Here is a 19037-nt window from a genome sequence, read left to right on the forward strand (position 1 = left end):
ATCCAATGCGGCACATGACCTTTCTACGCCGGGGGCGTGATCACATTTTCTAAAGTTTTGCCATGTGATCCATGATGAGCTGTGCCACCACCTCGTTGTGGGTCTCCTCGTTGCTGGCGCACTCGATATACTGTGAGTCCTTCAGTCCATCCAGAATGGACCTGACTGAATCCACCTCGTGAAGTGAATCGGACCGGGCGCCGATGATGACCACGGGCGTGTCAATAGATGGAAGTTTATTCCAGACTTCATATTTCATTAGGCATTTGGCGTTCATCCGCAGCTTATGGGGATCCGCCGTGTCCAGGGAATAAAAATATTTCTCGGCCTGATCGCGCTCGTTTTCCAGGTCAAGCCGCCACTTGCCGAGATACCACTTCACGATAGGCTTCAGCACGAAATAGATTGAGGCCGGGGCCAGATCTATGACAAAGAAGCTGAGAATACGGGGAAACCGGAATGACGGCAGGGGACTGATGAGATAGGAGCACAATGGTTTTCGGACTGCAAAGGAAAGAAAATCAAGTATGAGAGTCGAGCCCAGGGAACTGCCCATAAGCGCAAAAGGGGTTCCTTCCTTCAATACCTGCACCAGGGACTCTTCCACATCCCGGGCCAGGCGCTCCACGGAAAAATCGGTTTTGTATACGTTAAAAACGTACGATGAGGGTTTCTCCCGGGTCTCGAGATACAGGACCCGGACATGAGCGGTCAGAGCCCGCAGCACCTTATCCCAGGACAGGAGCGTCGATATCCAGCCCGGAATAAAAACGATGACCGGTTTTTTTTCATCGCAGTTCGCCGGTATAAAATCATAAATCTTTATGGAGACCCCATCGGACAGGGACGGCTGGTGCTCTTTTATTTCCACGCCGTTGGGGAGAAATTTTTTAAAATCCATTATCACCTCATAGTATAACAGGAAGCTTCTATCCCTGCACTCTGCTGCTTGCTGAATTAAGCCGAAAACGTAACAACTTAAACAGGGTTGTACCGTGAGGTCAAGGAGATTTAAGGAAAATGGCCGATTCAATTAATTAACGCGCACAAAAAATGACTTGCCATACCAATACACAAATTTAAAGTTTCAAAAAATTTCTATGGTGTCTTTTAAAACCATATAAATTTGAATACATAAATAAAATATTTAAAAATTAACGAGGTACAACAATGAAGAGATTTTTACTCGCTGTTACCGCCATGGTTCTGGCCCTGTCACTGCCGGTCCTGGCGCAGGATGCAAAACCTGCAGAGACCACCGTGGGCAAACTCACCTATGGTGAAAACCTGTGGATCCAGCCCCATTTTCTGCTGCAGATTCAGGGTAATTTTCAGGAAGACAACGCTGGTAGTGACTGGTCAAAAGATGCCCAGATCAGAAGGGCCCGCATCATCCTCAAAGGTTCCGTGGCAAAAGACGTTACTTTTTTCGTAGAAACCGATGCCGCACAATGGGATAATGGTAAAAATGATGCTACAGCTACTTCAAAAACAAAAGACGTTTTCGTTCAGGATGCGTTCATCGACTACAACATTATGGACGAACTGAAGATCGCTGCCGGTATGATTCTCCCGGCCTTCATGCACCACAACAGGCAGTCCGCAATATCCCTTCTCGGTGTGGATTATGCTGTCAAAACTGTGCCCGTTGGCGGAAACGTATGGCGCGATATGGGTGTTGAAGCCCGCGGTCTTTTCCTCGACGGCATGATCGACTACCATTTCGGCATGTATTCAGGTGCTGATGGCGACACAAACGAAGGCGACTGGCCCCGCCTTATCGGCCGTCTCCAGTTCAACTTCCTGGACGCTGAAACAGATTTCTTTTACAGCGGCAACTACCTGGGTAAAAAAAGAATTGCCAGCATCGGCGGCGGTGTTGACTATCAGAACGCTCCCCAAGGCGGCGATCCTTCCGTAGCATGGACTGTCGACGCCTATGCCGACCTCGATGGATTTACCTGCCAGGCAGCATATGTCCAGGTCAGTCACAGCCAGTTTGCCACTATTGACAAATCCGCTTTCGTTGAAGCAGGTTATCTTTTTGAAGAATTCATGGTACAGCCCGTTGTTCGCTACTACTATGCCGATGACAATACTCTGGGCGAAATCTCTTACATCTATGGCGGTCTGAACTACTACATTAACAAACACAACGCCAACCTTAAAGCTGAATTCGGCTATCCTCTTATGGATAGCGATGACATGGTTGTAAACGTACAAGCTCAGATTTTCATATAAGTTCCTATATTTATTTTACTTTGCCATTTCAAAGGCCCCCGAAAGGGGGCCTCTATTATTTCTACCCATTCCGCAAATAACCGTCCAGCCGAACCATAAAATGAAAAAACCTGTTGACTTTTTTTCGTTGATGGAAAAAAAACGTAACATTTACGGATATTATTTACAAGGCTTCATTGCTCTATAAGAGCATATATCCAACAGACATAAAAGACTACACTATATCACATAGGAGAACCTCTATAGTACCAAGTATGGATGTTCTCCTGTGGGCACAGGCATCGGACAGACATTTTTTTACATGAAGTAATCAAATGCCTCGCAGTGTTGCCCATTAACAACAATAAACATGAAGGAGACAAAAATGCTCAGAAAACTTACTTTTTACGCAGCAGTACCCTTTCTTGCCCTGGCCATTCTCGTCGGCTCGGCAGACAAGGCCATGGCCAGAGACAAAGACCCCAATGTCATATCCTCAGCAACATGGACATATTTTAATTTTGTTACCGTTTTCAGCCCCAATTGGTCTTTTATTATCATGCCGGGCCACCGTTATGAATTCAATCAAGACAAGCCCGGTGTTGTCAACCAGCCTCCCGGTGAAACCTTCCTCCTAGAGCTCTTCGCAGGTCCTGTCTACACCCACAAGGTAGATGACAGCCTGACGCTTAAATGCGGGCTCTGGTATTATTACATGAGTTTCCCTAATTACTCAACATCTCCGGAAACTCAAATATCGGATCGTTATTCCCACAATTTCGAAATTGTTCCCATAGTGGATTACAAAATAGCCGGTCTGACCCTAAGCAACAGGATCATCCTGCACAATAAATTCTACGCTAAGAACGCAGACTTTACCACCAGCAAAGAGCGCTGGGGCTTTTCCACCACACTCCGTGAAATGATAGGTGTGACCGTTCCTCTGACAGAAATGGTTTCTGCTACCCTTTCCAATGAGTGGTTCTTCGGCATCATCGAAGATAGCGACACCAAAGACATGATGAACGGCGCAAGACACCTGCAGGGAGAGCCCTATTTTGAAGTAGGCGGTTTCAACACGAACAGGCTCTATACCGGTTTTACTTTTAAACTGACACCACAGGTATCACTGGCAACACAGTACGTTTGGGAAACCAGCTTTGATCCCAATAACGATTACGAACTCACACGGCACAGACATTACATCTTCCTCACGCTCACCTATGTGCTGAAGATGTTTTAAATTGCAATGTAACTAACTTATAGTGTAGTATGCGGGGTACCCATTTGAGGTACCCCGCCTGTTTTACGGGGAAGTGCACATATCACTCTTTGTTCATGACAGAGGCATCAACGAGTGAATAAATATAATCCTCGATGAACTTTTCGTACCGTATGACAACGATAGTAAAAATCAATTGACAGGGACGTGAATATCCTGAATGCATGACAGATGCCATCGTGAATCATGCTATACAGAACCTGCCCTCTCAGAAACGTATCGGCATAATCCGGCTCACTTATTTCGCGTATACTGGAAACAACATAAGGAGACTACCATGCTCAGAAGACCTTTTTTTATCGCTGTGACAGCTATGCTTACGGCGGCAATACTTGCCGGTTCGGCAAAGAAATCCCTGGCCGGCGAGCCCAACACCATTTCCGGGGCAACCTGGACCTATCTCAACCTCGTGACGGTCATCAATCCCAACTGGTCCCTGGTGATCATGCCGGGCCACCGCTACGAATTTTCCAATGACGCACCGGGAGTGTCCGGGGCATCGAATAATTTTAAAAAACCCCGTGAAACCTTCCTCTTTGAAATTTTTGTGGGCCCCACGTACAGCCAGAAAATCAGCGACCAGCTCACCTTCAAATGCAGCCTCTGGTATTACTACATGGGGTTTCCCAATCATTCCATATCACCCGAAACGAAAATGGAAGATCTGTATTCGCATAACTTCGAGGTCATCCCCCAGGTCGATTATAAAATCGGCAGCCTGACTCTGACCAACCGTATACTGCTGCACAATAAATTTTACGCCAAAAACGCATACTTCACCACGAGTAAGCAGCGCTGGGGATTTTCCACCCTGATGCGTGAGCTCATCGGTTTCAACTATGCCGTGACGGACCGTGTTTCCCTGCTCCTCTCCAACGAATGGTTCTTCGGCGTCATCGAAGACGGCGACACCAAGGACATGATGGCCGGTACGAAGCACCTGCAGGGAGAGCCCTTCTTCGAAGTGGGCAGCTTCAACTGCAACCGCCTCTACACGGGATTCAGCGTGAAAATTCTGCCGGAACTCTCACTGACTCCCCAGTACTTATGGGAAACAACCTTCGACCCCCACAATGATTATGAGCTGACGCGCCACAGGCATTATATCTACATCACACTCACTTACGTGCTGAAGCCCTTCACGACAAACTGAGCTGTCAGCGTGAAAACAATAAAGCCGTCTTAAAACAACATTTAGGACGGCCGCCATTCTCTATACTGAACGATAAACCCTTTGCATAGTTTTTCGTTCCGATATACTGCCGGTTCATGTTCCTTCTTTTGCAGGCTGGTGATATCAAAAACCGGGGAACTGTGTCAATGAAGCGTGACAGGAGGTCACGCGCATGCGAGGACGGCACAGGATGCGCGCCGGGTAGGTCGAGGAGGGGGCGGCGCTGTCCCCTCCTCGCGATCCAGTCCCTGACGCACCGGGACAATCTCCGCTATTTGTTCATGACATAGGCATCAACGAGTGAATAGATGTGATCCTGGATAAGCTTTTCGTACTGCGCGCTGTCCACAACGGGACGCTTGATCATCTCCTGGCACTTCTGCTGCTGCGCTTCCGTGCTGGAGGGTTTCGTGTAGAGCGCCAGGGCGAACTTCGAGAAGTCGTCAACGAAGATACCGAAGATGGCGTCGAGGAGTTCGTCTTCCAGGCCCTCGATCTTCGCGCTCTCGATGATGAGCTGGGCATAGGCTGTGAGGGTGAAAATCTCGCCCACGGCCAGCAGGTAATCGAAATCCATCATTTGCTGCATGAGGCCCATTCCCGAGGCGATAAGAAAGTCTTTGAAGCGGTTTATCTGCTCCAGCATGATCTTCACATTGGGCAGGTCCACGCTGTTAAAGGCGATATTGAAATCGTGAAACTGTATCTTGCCGTAGCCCTTCGTGGGCCCCTGGCTGAAAAGAAAGTCGTCGTTGCGGTCGTCGATGATGCGCCCCACCTCGGGGAACTGTCCCGGCTTGAAGAAGTAGTTGGGGATGAGCTTGGCGATGAGGGCCATATTCACGTGGCGCGTTCCTTCCAGCTTGGGCATCCCCTTGATCTGCATGACGGAATTCTCGAAGAAGATATCCTTTTCAAAGCCCCGGGCCGCGATGATGTCCCAGAGATTCTCGTGGACAATCTCGCCCTGTATGGCCACTTTCATTTTCATGATGGGGTTAAACAGGAGATAACGCTTGTCAGTTTCACTGGCGGCGCGCATGTAATCCGTGGCGCGCAGGCCGAAGAGCTTCATGGCCAGGGTACGCAGGTATGAATCGTAGAAGAGCTTTTTCACATGGGGGAAGTCCGTGACGTACTTTCCGTAGAGATTCCGGTGCGCCGCGTGGTTCAGGCACTCGTAGAAGCTGTGCTCGCACAGACCGATGGACGCCGAACCGATGTTGAACTTGCAGATATTGATGGTGTTCAGCATGTCGTCCCAGGCCTTCTGCCCCCGCGAGGTGATCTCCGCTTCGGTGATGGGATAATCGTGCAGGGCGAACTCCGAGACATACATCTGGTCGCAGGCGATGACGTTCTGGATGCACTCGTATTTTTCATGATGCGAATCCACCACGAAGAAGACATAATCGTCGGTGTCGGCGATCTTGCCGAAGACCGTAACAATGCCGGCCTCGTTGCCGTTGCCGATATAGTACTTGCTTCCCCGGGCCAGGAACGTACCGTCCTTCTGGGGGTACAGCTTCATTTCACTGGAGTAAATGTCGGCGCCGTGTTCGCGCTCGGAAAGTCCGAAGGCGCAGAGAGGATTTTCTTTTAACTTCGCCGCGGCCTTATGCTTGGCCTCCTCGTTGTCGCCGAGAAAAACCGGGTCCAGTCCCAGAGTGGACACATGGAACATGTACCAGTAGGCAGCGCTGTAGAAGCCCAGTATCTCGGAGAACTCGAACATCCGGTATGTGCTGTAGTACTGCTTCGGGTCCTCGCCGTAGCCTTTGGGCAGAAAGAGGGTCTCGAAGATCCGCTCCTTCTTCACGAACTCGGCAAAATCCGAGGTGAAGGTCCGGCTGTGATAATCTTCCTTTATCTGTGCCAGGCCCTTCTTCTCGAACCAGTCAATGGTCTTTTTCATGATTTCCCGGCTCCGCTCGTCGGGATATTTCCGGTCCACATATTTTTTCGGGTTAAGTAATATTTTTGACATGCTGTTTTCTCCCTATAAGTGATTTTGTTTTTCAGTCATATTGTCATATAAGATAACCGGCCGTGAAAAAACCGGACGGAACCATTCTTCTCCCCCGATACCGAAGTATCAGGAAAACCGGTCACGCCCGGTCCTTCACCTTCCCGGGAAGACGACTATCATCATCCGCCCCGGAAGGTTCGGCATCGCCTAGAATTCCTGGTCCCGCATTTTATACTGGCCTTTCAGCGAGTATACCTGCTCCGTCCAGATCTTCTGGAACTCATCTTCGTTGGCCGCAGGAGCCCTGAGAATGGTAAGCGCCAGTTCGCGCTGCAGGTCGCTGTTGCTGGGCTTGGAATGGATGTTCAACGCGTATTTCGAAAAATCGCGCACCATGAAATCGAAGATCTGGTTCAGAAGAACGCCATCCACCTCATAAATTTTCAGCTTCGCCGCTTCCAGGATGAGCTGGCCGTAGGCCACCAGGGTGAGTATCTCGCCCAGGGCGAGAAGATAATCGATATCCTTCCCCTGCTTCTCGTCGGGACCGGCCTTCATGAGGAATTTCTTGAAGAGCTCTATCTGCTCTTTGAATATTCTTATATTGGGCAGGTCGTAGTAACCGTAAGCTATGTTGTAATCATGGAACTGGATTTTACCCAGGCCCTTCGTGGGGCCCTGCTGGAACATGAAGGCGTCGTTGCCATTATCGTCCCTGCGGGGAACTTCCGGATAGGTGCCGGGATTGAAGAAATAGTTCTTCATGAACTTCACGATAAGGGCCATGTTGACGTGGACAGTGCCTTCCAGCTTGGGAAGCATGCGCACTTCGTGGGCCGCTATCTCGAAGAAGGGCTGGTTCTCGAAGCCCTTGGCTGCGATGACATCCCAGAGCAGGTTAATAACGTCCTCTCCCTCGCGGGTGACCTTCATCTTCACCATGGGATTGTACAGGAGATAACGCCGGTCGTCAGCGGAGGCTGATCGCATGTAGTCAACGGAGCGCTCGGCGAAAAGTTTCATGGACACAAGGCGCAGATACGCGTCGGTGAAGAGCCTTTTCACGTGAGGAAAGTCTGTTACGAACTTGCCGTATACGTTCCGGTTAGCCGCGTGGTCGATGGCTTCGTAAAATGCGTGGGTACATATGCCGATGGAGCCCCATCCCAGGTTGAACTTGCAGATATTGATAGTGTTGAGCATATCATCCCAGGCTTTCTGTCCCTTCTCCAGTATATCGGCATCGGTGATGGGATAGTCATGCACTGCGTATTCAGCCACGTAGTTCTGCTCATTCACAACGTTGCGGATGCACTCGTAATTTGGATGCTTGGAATCTACAACAAAAAACACGTAGTCGTTGCTGTCGGCCATCTTTGCGAAGGTTGATACCAGGGCCGCCTCGTTTCCGTTGCCGATATAATATTTGTCCCCGTTGGCTTTATAGGTCCCGTCGCCCTGGGGATAGAGCATCATGTCGCTGGAGTAAATGTCGGCGCCGTGCTCCTTCTCGGAAAGACCGAAGGCGAATACGCCCCCTTCCTGCAGCAGCTTGGCCGTCCGGTGTTTAACCTCTTCGTTGGTCCCCAGCCAGATGGGGCCCAGTCCCAGCATGGACACCTGCCAGGTGTACCAATAGGTGATGCCGTAAAAGCCCGTAATTTCGGAGAAGGCGCTGTTCCGGTAAGTATCCCACCGCGAATCTGAAGCGCCATATCCTGCCGGGGTCATGAGGGTAGCAAAAACCTGGTTTTCCTTCAGGAACTCAACGAAGTCATAGTTCCATGCCTTTTCATGCCAGTCTGACTTAATTTTTTCAAGACCCTTCTTCTCAAAGAACTCGATGGTCTTCTGCATGATCTGCCGCGATTTTTCGTCGGCGTATTTACGGTCGTGTCTGTTTGGGTTGAATAGAATCATAATCACTCCTCACACAAAAAATATGGACGGACGCCGCATGCGGCATAGTATGCGAATTATGATCTTATATGGCGCATAACCCTACGATCACCTTTCCCGAACAATGCCGACAGACCGGTCTGTCTGTATACGTACTCTGTTTTGTTACATTTAATATAACACTGTTATTTAAGACAAGAAAAAATTACATACCGGGAAAAATATCTGCGTCACACTGCTTCGGAAATACCGGAGCGGCCTGGCGCAGATAACACTGGTAAGGATACATGTTAAATCATTGTATTAATAATAAACCGGAAAAGAAAATATTGCAATAGAAAAAGAAGTAATTCCCGTGTAGTGTTTCATCTTTTTTGATGGGAAATTATACCACACTCCCGGGGAGGGTAATGCTTTCGTTGCAGGGAAATGGCCGCTGGAAATCCGGTGAACCGGCATCGTGAGAAAACCGTATTATTTTACGGGGCCGGCCGAAGCACGCCCCGTAAAATATGTTTCATTTACTTGCCTTCCATGGACCTGGCCATGTTCTGCAGGGCCGCCATGACATCCTTATCCATCATGTACTTAGCCATGGACATTGCCACCTTCTGCATCCTCTCCGACTGTTCTTCAAACTTTTTCTCATATTCGGCCAGTTCGGGGGGATAAGCATTGTTTTTCATATCAAGCTCCGAATATTTCTTTTCCAGCTCTTTAATCTCAGGAATAATTACTACCACGTCATTGGTAAAATCATTTATGACATTGGCACAATCCCGGGCGGTCGTTGCTTTCTCAAGTCCGATGATGTATTTTTCATTGGCGGCGTACATCTTATCCATGGCCGACTTAACATCGGCATACTTGCCTGTAGGACCGCAGGCCGTGAGAACCGCCAGCAATACTCCAAGAAACAACAGTGTTTTTTTCATTGAGACCTCCAACTCTTCTTTAAATTATTTTAATACCGTGAAACCGGATCAAATTGTTTCATGGTTAATAAGCCTGTTCTGCAAAATTCTCCGCCTACCTGCCCGCGCTGAAATATCCATGGGCCCAGGAGGCGGTATAAACCGGTTTCCCTCCCAGGAGTGTGAGCAGTATCTTTGCCGATGCAAGTTCATCGGGCTTTACGGCGAATAAATTTTTATCGATGACGATGAGGTCCGCCAGTTTTCCCGTCTCAATGGAACCAGTCAGGTCTTCACGACGCTGCAGCCAGGCCCCGTTTATGGTATATGCCTCGATCATGTCTGACAGGTCAAGCCTTTCTCCGCGCTCCAGGATTGGGCTGTTTTCCCCCTGTCCCGGGACCTGGCGCGTCACCGCGGTCTGCATGATTTCCAGTGGATTGACTATGTCCACGGGCCAGTCACTCCCTCCTGCCAGCAGCGCACCCTCATCACGGAGAGTCCTGAAGGGAAACAGTGCAGCGAAACGCTTCTTGCCGAGACACTTCCGGTTTATCTCATTGAACCCGGCAGGACAGGCCCACTGGGCCTGAATGTTGCCTGTCACATGGAGTTTTTTAAAGCGCACCGCATCATCCTTCCCCACCAGATAAAGATGAACCAGGTGATGGCGCCCTTCCCTGCTCCCGCCGGATCGGTGAACATGCTCCACGAGATTGAGGCCTTCATGAACGGCCCGGTCTCCTATGGCATGCATGTGCAGCTGAAAACCGGCCTTTTCAAGCCGTACGGCATATTTCTTCAGCCTGTCCATTGTATAAATGGGAATGCCGAAATTCCCCGGCTCGCCCTTATAGCTATCGAACAGCCAGGCCGTTTTTGACTCGGTGACACCGTCGAGAAATATTTTCACCTGGTCTGCCTTGAGAAGGCTTTTCCTGTCACCGTCATATTTGCCGATGAGTTCTCCGATCTGGGTATCGTCCCTGTGGGGATCAAGATAGAGCGACAGGGTTACCCTGGCCCGCAGGTTTCCCGTGGCATGGACCAGCCGGTATAGCAGGTCATAGGAATCGGCAGTGATGGCCCGCGCCTCGATGAATGATGTTATACCATGGCTGTTCAGGAGCGCGATACCTTTTTCAAGGCCCTCGAAGGCCTCGAAAATCGACGGCTCAAAGGCCTTTTTCCGCACCAGTTCCATGGCGCCCTCGCGAAGGATGCCCGTGGGCTTTCCTGCGGCGTCCCTTTCAATGCGGCCGCCGACAGGATCGGGCGTCTTCGCCGTAACCCCTGCCTCGCGCAGGGCGGCGCTGTTCACCCATATGGAATGACCGTCGCCGCACATGACGGCAACAGGCCGGTCGGGCAGAATATTATCAAGAAGCATTTTATGAGGATTCCCGCCGGGAAATGCCTCCAGTGACCAGCCGAACCCCGCGACCCACTCCTTAGCCGGATTTTTTTCCCCATAGTCCTTCAGGGCCGCCACATACTCCCGTGGACTCTTCATTGCCGAGAGATTGCACATATTCAGGGACACGCCCCCTTCCAGAACATGGGCGTGCGAATCATGAAAACCGGGCAAAAGCATTCTGCCCTGCAGGTCAATGACGATGGATTTTCCGGTTATAAAAGGACGGGCGTTTTCACTGCTGCCCACGAAAATAATTTTATCCTTGCGCACCACTACCGCTTCGGCAATGCTGCGATTTTCATTCACCGTATACACGAAACCATTTATAAAAACGATATCAGCTGCTGCATTAAAATAATGGTACAGGAACAGCACCGCGGCCGGTATGATGATCAAAATCAGAATAACCGCAACTTTCATGTTCTTCATCCCAAATTCCAGTTTTTTCCTGTATTTCAGCTTCCCCCGCGGCATAACGCGCCCGTTTCATATAATATCGAAAGTGCGGTCATAGTTCACAAAGGTGTTCTTTAAAAGCGGGCTGGTCACTATGGCATGGACCATGGTCTTTTCTGTTTCATCGATGAAAATCCCTTCTCCGTAAAAATATTCAATGGCTTTTCCCGGGTCCGGCAGATCGCGCACCATGTTCACCAGGAAGGATATGCGGGTCATATCACGCTGCTGAAAGGGTTTGTCCCTGTCATCGTCATGATTTATTTTTTCCCTGTAGTTGCGCACCAGGTCATTGAGCCTGCTGAACTGGCTGATATCCTCGCTGTATTTCCTGTAAAATTCTTCCGTGGAATACTCCTCCGATGCAGTTTCGGCAATCATGAGCATAATGTACTGGAACAGGTGGTAGTTGCGAGAAATAATGGAACGAAGAACCTCTTCGGGCAGCCTGAGGAAATACTGTATGAATTCCGGCACATTGCGAACCCGGGCGAAATACCGGTTCAGCATATCGATATCGAACCTGGTGAGAATAAAAAAAAGCAGCATCTTGTCCCTGGAGATATGCGCCGAGTTCAGGACAAGCTCAAGCAGCCGGTCCTGGGTCAGAAAACCCAGGATCTCATCTATTATGCGCTCCACGGAATGGCCGTGCAGCATGCAATAACCATAGACGAATATAACAAGCCTTTCCAGTCCATTTTGCCCGAATTCATCGGAATTGATATAGTCCTGCAGGTGCTTCATCTCCCTGAAAAGGAGGAGAAAATAGAGAAACTGCTGGAAGGTTTCATGATCGTTTTCATCGATCAGCTTACCCACCATGGCGATAAATTCATCTTTCGTGATATTTTGAAAAATGGGTTTGATCCTGCTGATCTGGGGAAAGGACGAATCATGCAGGATGGCTTCCACGTAAAATACGTGGGAATAATCGATATGCGTATCACGGGGAAATCGGTTATCGTCTTTTTCATATTCCATATGGCACCGCTGGCAGAGACAGGCTGTTACGTTACAGGTCCTATCATATACTAAACATCAAAAAGGTCAATGCTATTAATCCACTTTTTATCAGGAAAGCCAAAACTGCATCGCGGACCGGGATGAATGGGGAAATTTTATTGCTCCCGACAGTCCCTCGGGCAATTTTTCATTGTTGTTTTTTGCAGAATATGTATACTGGTCATGAAATATCTTCAGCATCAGGCATGAGAAAAAAAATATGAAAAAGAAACCCGTTGAAGTCACCATACGAGAACTGGAGGATATCCTGGAGAGATATCTCGATACGGATAATTCCATTAACTATGCGGTGAAGATCCTGGGCCACCCCGGTGTTGGCAAATCAGCCATCGTAAAGGAAATCGCCCGCAGGAAGAACTTCCATTTCATCGATACACGCCTGGCCTTCAAGGAAAACATCGACCTGGGCGGCTATCCCGTTCCTGACCACGACAGGAAGCAGATGATATATTACAGGCCCCGGTTCATACCGCCCGAGTCGGTGCCCGCGGGCCGCGACGGCATAGTCTGGTTTCTCGACGAGGCGAACCGTGCCCACCCCACGGTGATCCAGACGCTTTTCCAGATCATCACGGAAAAAACCTGCGGCGAGCACCCTCTTCCCGAAAAAACATCGATAATACTGGCCGGCAACCTGGGCGAGGGAGATAACACCACCGTCACTGAATTCGACGATTCAGCCCTGGACGGCAGACTGGCTATCTTCCATCTCAGGCCCACGACTTCGGACTGGCTGGAATGGGCCGCTCGCTCCGGAATCCACGAATCCATACGGCAGTATATATCCCTCTTCCCGGACCGGCTCTGGGATGAGGCTAATATCAATCCCAATCCCCGTGGCTGGCACCAGGTATCCCAGGCGCTGACTCTTTCCTACGGACTGGACACCGGCGAGGCACTAACCCGTTATCTCGTGGATAACAGGGATAATTCACTGGAAAAAATGATTGTATCCCTCGTTGGAACCGTTGCCGGCAGTGATTTTATCATGCAGGTATCGACACCCCGGCTCATAACAACCCGGGACGTGATTTTCGGGGACGAGGACGCCCTGGGAAAAATGACCGGTGGGAACATGCCCGTGGAAGATGTCCTCTGGGCCCTTTCAGGAGCGGTATCGTATTTCAGGGATAAAAGCGTTGCCTGGCGGGGCAATCCCGGCCCCGGTGGTCACAGGGAACTGGGGAATTTTCTGCGTTTTCTCGGTAATGCCAGGGCCGATATGCGGGTTTCCTTTCTTTTTATGCTCATCAGGGAATGCGGTCTGCTGACGCACATCCCCGACGCACTGGGAACAATCAACGATGTTGAAGAGCGAGGGTCACTCAGGGAAAAGCTCGACGCGGCTATCCCTTCTTAGGCCTCACGGCCTTTTTGACGGTTTTCTTTTTATCCTTCGCCTTCGCTTTTTCCTTTTCCGTCTTTTCTTTCGGCGGATTTATCCTGGGGAAAAGCTTTTCAATTCTCTGAAGAACCTCTTCGCCCCTGACGGCCCTCCCGTTCACCACCACGGCAGGAAGCTTCTTGAATCCATAATGCCGCTTCAGCGTATTAAGCACGCCGCTCTCGCTGTTGTCGGGAATAATGAAGAGCCAGACATCCTCGCCGTATACCTTGTGCAGTTTTCCAAAGAGAGTCTTGTAGGATATACACTCGCCGCAATCGGGCGGATACAGGTAGAGGATGTAATCTTTTTTCTTATGCGCCACGCGGTTGTACTGGATGAGCTTTGCCAGGAGTTCAATATTAATATAGACCCACTCCCTGCTGACCTTTTTAAAAAGTGCCTCACGGTCTTCGTCGGCCGAAAGCTGCTCTATATGAACCCCGGTTTGATACACCCGCTCGGCCAGGCCATCATCGGTAATGGCATCGTCGACGGGATACATTTTTGTCTTCATGACATCGCGAAGAGTCAGAATGAGCTGCCCTTCCTTGATCGTGCTGCTCAGGTAGGACATCTCTTCTTCAAATTTATTGGCCTTTCTTTCATAGATGATCTCGGCGAAAAAAAGTGAAAGAAACATTATGGCGAAAGTGACGGCCAGCGCCTTGTAAATAAGATTTTTTCTCTCGGCTTCCATTATCGCCACCTGACTCCGTTCTTCGTTGTCTGCAGTACCAGGGCCGACGCCCAGAAGAATATCATGATCGGGTTATATACAAAGGGCGTCAGGGCAAGAAAAAAGATATACCGCAGGGAAAAACGCTCCTTGCTTTCACGGAAGCCGAAACCATTAACCAGCACAAAGGTGACCAGGACAGCCGCGAACAGAATGACATGTCCCGAAGAATTGTTGTACATGCCGCCCCTGACATAATCAGCAAGCTGGTACATGTCGGGATAATACCCGGTGCTGACGATCCAGTATATCTGTACGGCCTTTTCGAAGAAAAAGGAGCCGGTCACATAGACCATGTACATGATGATAAAACCCACCATGGCGATCATGAGCGACGCAGTGGGAAGGACAAACATGCTGAACATGCCGAAACGCGAGTTGAAGAACATGTCCCTGTGCATCCAGAAGTTAATAAGAGTTCCCCTGTTCCACCTCATCCTCTGCCAGAAAAGGTCTTTCCATGTCCGCATCACAGATGTGTAAACTTTTGCTTTTTTGGATCCGCGGATCTCATAGCCGGCCTTCCGGATGCGGAAGGTTATTTCCATATCCTCCGTGGGGGTCTGGTGAGCGGGCAGGAAACCGTTGATCTCTTCCATTACGTCCTTGCGGTACAGGCTCAAGGGACCCCGGGTTATATAGACGGAATCCAGGGCGTCGAAGGCCATGAGGATAAAATTGGAGTATATATATTCAATGTGCTGGAACCACTCAACGATACGTTTGGGTCTCATAACCACGAGTTTCGTTGTTACGGCCCCTACTTTCGGATCGGCAAATTCCTCGGCAATATAATTGAGAGAATCGGGATCAGGATAGGAATCGGCATCGACACAGCCTACCAGCTCATGACTGGCCACAGCGAATCCCTGGTTCAGACTCTCACTCTTCCCGCGACTCTTGTTTTTATCCTTATAGAAGCATCGAATGAAATCGTGCTTTTCTGCATATTCACTCATTATCTTAAAACTTTCATCAGTGGAATAATCATCAACCACTATTATTTCCAGTTTCCCCTTATAGTGCTCCTTCATGTTGATCATGGAATCAAGGGTGTGCGCTATGGTTTTTTCCTCGTTCCAGACCGGTACTACAATCGACATGCCCGGATATTTTTTGAGCGGCTCTTTTTTCAAAGGTCTTCGTTCACGGTAGGCAAGCAGATATACGAGAGAGCAGAATAATACTACAAAAGAGGAGAACAGAAAAAAATAATCGAAATCCATACATTTTATCCTGTTAATTAAATTTAATTCTTCCAGAGCGGTGACTGTTTTTTCGTTTCTTTTTATATAAGTATAAAAAACTCCGAAAACCCTTTCCGCCCATTGAAGTTGAATTTCATATCAATGTTACGATTTGTAAAAACATCCAGGATTTTAGCTTACTGCATAATCGCATCTTCAGGAAAATTGATACATAATTCAGTCAGAATCACTGCTAATTAACAGCTTCGCCACTGAACTGTAAACAATTTTTTGATATTATCTTCACATCAGATACAAATTATAATAATATTATCTTTCCGGCAACCGTGAAACCTGCATCTTTTAAATTAAAAATACTGATATTCCCGTCATTGTCAGAAATCGGGAAAGAACCTGTTTACGGGAAATACCCTTGAAAAAACGTTCTTTCACCATTGCAAAGCCAAAAAACTGTTGTATAATATTGTATGAACAATCACGATGCAATAAGGATTTCCACTGTTTTCCCGTCAACCATAAATATGATTCATTAGTATTTTTTTTCAGGGGGCTTTTTAGTGCACAAAAAGTGGGACATGGTTTTAAAGCTACTCTGGGAGAGGAGCCGTTTTACCTCGTATTTTTATCAATCGGTAAACCTGACTGAAGAACAGGCAATTCCTACCCTGGCTCTCACGGTTTACGCATCGCGGCTCGTTCTTCTGTACAACAACGAATTCATTGAAGCGATTGATACGGAAGAACTCCTGGGCCTCCTCGTCCACGAAATGCTCCACATCATTCTCAGCCATGATCACCGTGGCGGCCCCGATGAAGATCCCCGGCTTCGGAACCTGGCCCAGGACATGGTGGTCAACACCTACTGTGAAGACAATTCCCATCTCTTTTTCTCCCGGAAGGGTCAATACCTCTGGGACGTACCGGAGCTGGTGCTCCCGCCGGGGCTTCCCCTGGTGCCACGGGCTTTTCATGGCGAAACGGGCATAAAGGACCCGGCATGGGAGGATGTGTACCGCTGGCTTAAAGGCCGTCCCGCGCCGGAACTGAAAGACTTCGATTTCTCCATCACATCCCCCCCCCCGGACGGATCGGACGCGGCGGCCCGTTCAGGCGAAGAGGGCGCTGCGACGGCTGAGAAGGCACCGGACGCGGCAGTATCCTCCCCCGTCTTCATAAACGACAGGGGATTGCAATTCACCGACAGCGATGGCAGCGCCCTTTCCACGGGCGTCCACCTCTTTCAGAACCATGATTTCAGGGATGTCCTGGACGCGAAGAGACGGAGCATCATGGCCTTTGCCGAACGGGACATGGCCTGCCGTGAAGAGCGTATGTTCCAGGACATGAAAGGATACATTGAAAAGCTGCGCGACGTCGACATCACATCATGGAAAAATGAAATAAAGAGCATTGTGGATTACGCTTCACAGTCCGACGAATGGACCTACACCTACGGCAGGTTCAACAGGAGGTTTTACGCCAACGGCATCTACGCGCCGGGCCGAATCTTCAAAAATCGCCAGCACATCACCGTGGCCGTGGACGTATCGGCCTCCATGATCATGCATCCCGCCGATATCGAAGCCGCCTTCGGAGTTATAGAAACACTCATGGGCAAGTACATCATACACCTGGTATGCATCGATGAAAATCTTTTCATTCCTGAAATATCCGACAGGGGAATTACGGTGTCTCAGGAGACTAAGCCCTACATCTACCGCAGGGGTGACTGGAAACATATCAGGAGCGGCACGAGCGGCACAACCTTTTTCGCCCCCCTCTTCAACGACTACATGAAAAACCACCGCGAAATGCTCATTGTCATAACCGACGGCTATATCTATGACCTGGACCGTCTGAAAAAATATTCACCGTCCCTGTGGGTGATATCGGCGGGAAGGAAGGAGGACTTCACTGCCCCCTTCGGCAAAGTCGTGAGGATAGCCGCGGGAGGGACATGATCTCTCCGGCGGCCTTTATTCGGTCTTTAGCGCCCATTCCAGATGCTTCCTGTCCAGGTTGGCGCCGGTCATGATGATAACGGTCTTTTTCCCCGCCAGTTCCTTCTTCATTTTCATGGCGCAGGCCAGGCCCGCAGCCCCGGCTCCCTCGGCCAGATTATGGGTATGCAGCAGTGCCATTTTAACACCGCTTATGATTTCATCCTCGGACACGGTGCAGACCTCGATGCCTCCCCCCTTTATGATCTCATACGCAACTTCATAAATGGAACGGGCCGCGAGACCATCGGCAAAGGTATCGGCGCTTGAGGCTATGACCCGTTCGCCCTTCTGAAGGGATTCAAGAAGGGCCGGCGCCTTTTCAGCGATGACGCCTATTATCTTTACTTTCGGATTGATGGCCTTTACCACCTGTATGAGGGAAGCGCATCCGCTTCCGCCGCCCACGGGAATGATGATGACATCCACATCGGGAAAATCCTCAAAGATCTCCAGTCCCATGGTGCCCAGCCCGTTGAGAATTTCCGGTTCATTGCCCTGTTCAATATAGTAATATCCCAGCTGGTATGAAAGATCCTCGCAGTACTGCTGGGTCTCGTAAAAATCCTTTCCGTGAGACATGAGCTGGGCACCAAGGCCCGTTATGGCATTGTTGATCTCGGGATTGTTGTTCATGGGCACCACCACGTTGCAAAGTATGTCCTCTTCGCGGGCTGCCCAGGCCGTGGCAAGTCCGTGATTTCCCCTGGTAGCCACTATTATGCCATTTTCCTTGATCTCATCAGTGGCATGAGCCATGAAGTTCACGGTCCCCCTGATCTTGAAGGAGCCCGTGGGATTATGATTCTCATGCTTGACACAGACCTCACCGCCGATGAGCTCCGACAGGCTCGCGTAATGAATGAGGTGCGTTTTTTTCAGCTTATGGTAAACCGTCTTTCGCGCTTTATAAATATTGTTAAAATTGACCTCTTTTGACAGATCCATATATTTTTCTTTCATTGTTCCGGCCCCGTTTTATATTTTGTTTGTGCAAGGATTATTTATTGACAGCCATCAATAAAAAATCAACCAAAAAACACATAAAAAAGCTCATTTCGTATTGTTGGGATTTTGCCTCAATACCTGTAATCAGGTAAATATCAAAGAGTGTAATCACGCAAAGGCGCTAAGACGCAAAGCGTTATGCTGGAAACAATGTAAGTATATCACTTACTGATTTAAAGGTTAACGGCGAGATTAAAATAAAAACATTAAAAGACTTTGCGCCTCTGCGACTTTGCGTGAATTATTATTAACTTCTTTATCCGGAAATAGTCAATGCAAAGCGGTACAGATTCCGGGGTACTGTTTTTGCCTTGACAGGTCCCCTGCATCAATCGAAAATC

14 protein-coding genes are annotated in these 19037 nt (G+C 49.2%); 5 read left to right on the plus strand and 9 right to left on the minus strand.

The window, feature by feature from the left end; genetic code table 11:
* Positions 1–49 precede the first annotated feature (49 nt).
* A complete protein-coding gene (locus CVV44_14300) occupies positions 50–901 on the minus strand; it encodes a hypothetical protein (protein PKL37516.1) in 852 nt (283 codons plus the stop codon).
* 269 nt (positions 902–1170) lie between these two features.
* Between CVV44_14300 and CVV44_14305 the strand changes: the two genes are divergently transcribed.
* From CVV44_14305 to CVV44_14315, 3 genes are all read left to right on the plus strand, one after another.
* Positions 1171–2241, plus strand: a complete 1071-nt coding sequence (locus CVV44_14305) for a hypothetical protein (GenBank protein ID PKL37517.1) — start codon at positions 1171–1173, stop codon at positions 2239–2241.
* A gap of 349 nt (positions 2242–2590) precedes the next feature.
* The gene (locus CVV44_14310) at positions 2591–3463 is read left to right on the plus strand and encodes a hypothetical protein (GenBank protein ID PKL37518.1); all 873 of its coding nucleotides are present in this window, start codon (positions 2591–2593) and stop codon (positions 3461–3463) included.
* Between the two features lie 199 nt (positions 3464–3662).
* A complete protein-coding gene (locus CVV44_14315; GenBank protein ID PKL37519.1) occupies positions 3663–4655 on the plus strand; it encodes a hypothetical protein in 993 nt (330 codons plus the stop codon).
* A 292-nt stretch (positions 4656–4947) separates the two neighbouring features.
* Here the strand turns inward: CVV44_14315 and CVV44_14320 are convergent, their stop codons facing one another.
* The 5 genes from CVV44_14320 to CVV44_14340 form a co-directional block, all read right to left on the minus strand.
* Positions 4948–6663 (minus strand): acyl-CoA dehydrogenase, encoded by a 1716-nt coding sequence (locus CVV44_14320; protein ID PKL37520.1) that lies wholly within the window; start codon positions 6661–6663, stop codon positions 4948–4950.
* Between the two features lie 189 nt (positions 6664–6852).
* Complete coding sequence (locus CVV44_14325; GenBank protein ID PKL37521.1) at positions 6853–8565, minus strand: acyl-CoA dehydrogenase; 1713 nt, start codon at positions 8563–8565, stop codon at positions 6853–6855.
* A 500-nt stretch (positions 8566–9065) separates the two neighbouring features.
* Complete coding sequence (locus CVV44_14330) at positions 9066–9479, minus strand: hypothetical protein (protein ID PKL37522.1); 414 nt, start codon at positions 9477–9479, stop codon at positions 9066–9068.
* Positions 9480–9573: 94 nt separating this feature from the next.
* Complete coding sequence (locus tag CVV44_14335; protein ID PKL37523.1) at positions 9574–11349, minus strand: amidohydrolase; 1776 nt, start codon at positions 11347–11349, stop codon at positions 9574–9576.
* 12 nt (positions 11350–11361) lie between these two features.
* Positions 11362–12315, minus strand: coding sequence for a hypothetical protein (locus CVV44_14340; protein ID PKL37524.1), 954 nt, complete (start codon positions 12313–12315; stop codon positions 11362–11364).
* 241 nt (positions 12316–12556) lie between these two features.
* Between CVV44_14340 and CVV44_14345 the strand changes: the two genes are divergently transcribed.
* Positions 12557–13717 carry a hypothetical protein gene (locus tag CVV44_14345; GenBank protein PKL37525.1) on the plus strand — a complete coding sequence of 387 codons (1161 nt, stop codon included), beginning with the start codon at positions 12557–12559 and terminating at the stop codon, positions 13715–13717.
* Here CVV44_14345 and CVV44_14350 read toward each other — a convergent pair.
* On the minus strand, positions 13704–14441 hold the full coding sequence (locus tag CVV44_14350) for a hypothetical protein (protein ID PKL37526.1): 738 nt from the start codon (positions 14439–14441) through the stop codon (positions 13704–13706). The genes CVV44_14345 and CVV44_14350 overlap by 14 nt on opposite strands.
* A complete protein-coding gene (locus tag CVV44_14355) occupies positions 14441–15706 on the minus strand; it encodes a hypothetical protein (GenBank protein ID PKL37527.1) in 1266 nt (421 codons plus the stop codon). The genes CVV44_14350 and CVV44_14355 overlap by 1 nt, the downstream gene beginning before the upstream one ends.
* Before the next feature lie 539 nt (positions 15707–16245).
* On the opposite strand from CVV44_14355, the gene CVV44_14360 reads away from it, so the two are divergent.
* Positions 16246–17649 (plus strand): hypothetical protein, encoded by a 1404-nt coding sequence (locus tag CVV44_14360; GenBank protein ID PKL37528.1) that lies wholly within the window; start codon positions 16246–16248, stop codon positions 17647–17649.
* 15 nt (positions 17650–17664) lie between these two features.
* Here CVV44_14360 and CVV44_14365 read toward each other — a convergent pair whose 3' ends face one another.
* A complete protein-coding gene (locus CVV44_14365; GenBank protein PKL37529.1) occupies positions 17665–18651 on the minus strand; it encodes a threonine ammonia-lyase in 987 nt (328 codons plus the stop codon).
* Between the last annotated feature and the right edge of the window lie 386 nt (positions 18652–19037).

This window comes from Spirochaetae bacterium HGW-Spirochaetae-1 (assembly GCA_002839375.1).
In the GTDB taxonomy this organism is placed as follows: Bacteria; Spirochaetota; UBA4802; order UBA4802; family UBA5550; genus PGXY01.

Bases quoted from the DNA above. Each gene is read 5' to 3' on its own strand.
- CVV44_14300 (PKL37516.1), bottom strand. From the start codon at position 901: ATGGATTTTAAAAAATTTCTCCCCAACGGCGTGGAAATAAAAGAGCAC.
- CVV44_14305 (PKL37517.1), top strand. From the start codon at position 1,171: ATGAAGAGATTTTTACTCGCTGTTACCGCCATGGTTCTGGCCCTGTCA.
- CVV44_14310 (PKL37518.1), top strand. From the start codon at position 2,591: ATGAAGGAGACAAAAATGCTCAGAAAACTTACTTTTTACGCAGCAGTA.
- CVV44_14315 (PKL37519.1), top strand. From the start codon at position 3,663: ATGCATGACAGATGCCATCGTGAATCATGCTATACAGAACCTGCCCTC.
- CVV44_14320 (PKL37520.1), bottom strand. From the start codon at position 6,663: ATGTCAAAAATATTACTTAACCCGAAAAAATATGTGGACCGGAAATAT.
- CVV44_14325 (PKL37521.1), bottom strand. From the start codon at position 8,565: ATGATTCTATTCAACCCAAACAGACACGACCGTAAATACGCCGACGAA.
- CVV44_14330 (PKL37522.1), bottom strand. From the start codon at position 9,479: ATGAAAAAAACACTGTTGTTTCTTGGAGTATTGCTGGCGGTTCTCACG.
- CVV44_14335 (PKL37523.1), bottom strand. From the start codon at position 11,349: ATGCCGCGGGGGAAGCTGAAATACAGGAAAAAACTGGAATTTGGGATG.
- CVV44_14340 (PKL37524.1), bottom strand. From the start codon at position 12,315: ATGGAATATGAAAAAGACGATAACCGATTTCCCCGTGATACGCATATC.
- CVV44_14345 (PKL37525.1), top strand. From the start codon at position 12,557: ATGAAAAAGAAACCCGTTGAAGTCACCATACGAGAACTGGAGGATATC.
- CVV44_14350 (PKL37526.1), bottom strand. From the start codon at position 14,441: ATGGAAGCCGAGAGAAAAAATCTTATTTACAAGGCGCTGGCCGTCACT.
- CVV44_14355 (PKL37527.1), bottom strand. From the start codon at position 15,706: ATGGATTTCGATTATTTTTTTCTGTTCTCCTCTTTTGTAGTATTATTC.
- CVV44_14365 (PKL37529.1), bottom strand. From the start codon at position 18,651: ATGAAAGAAAAATATATGGATCTGTCAAAAGAGGTCAATTTTAACAAT.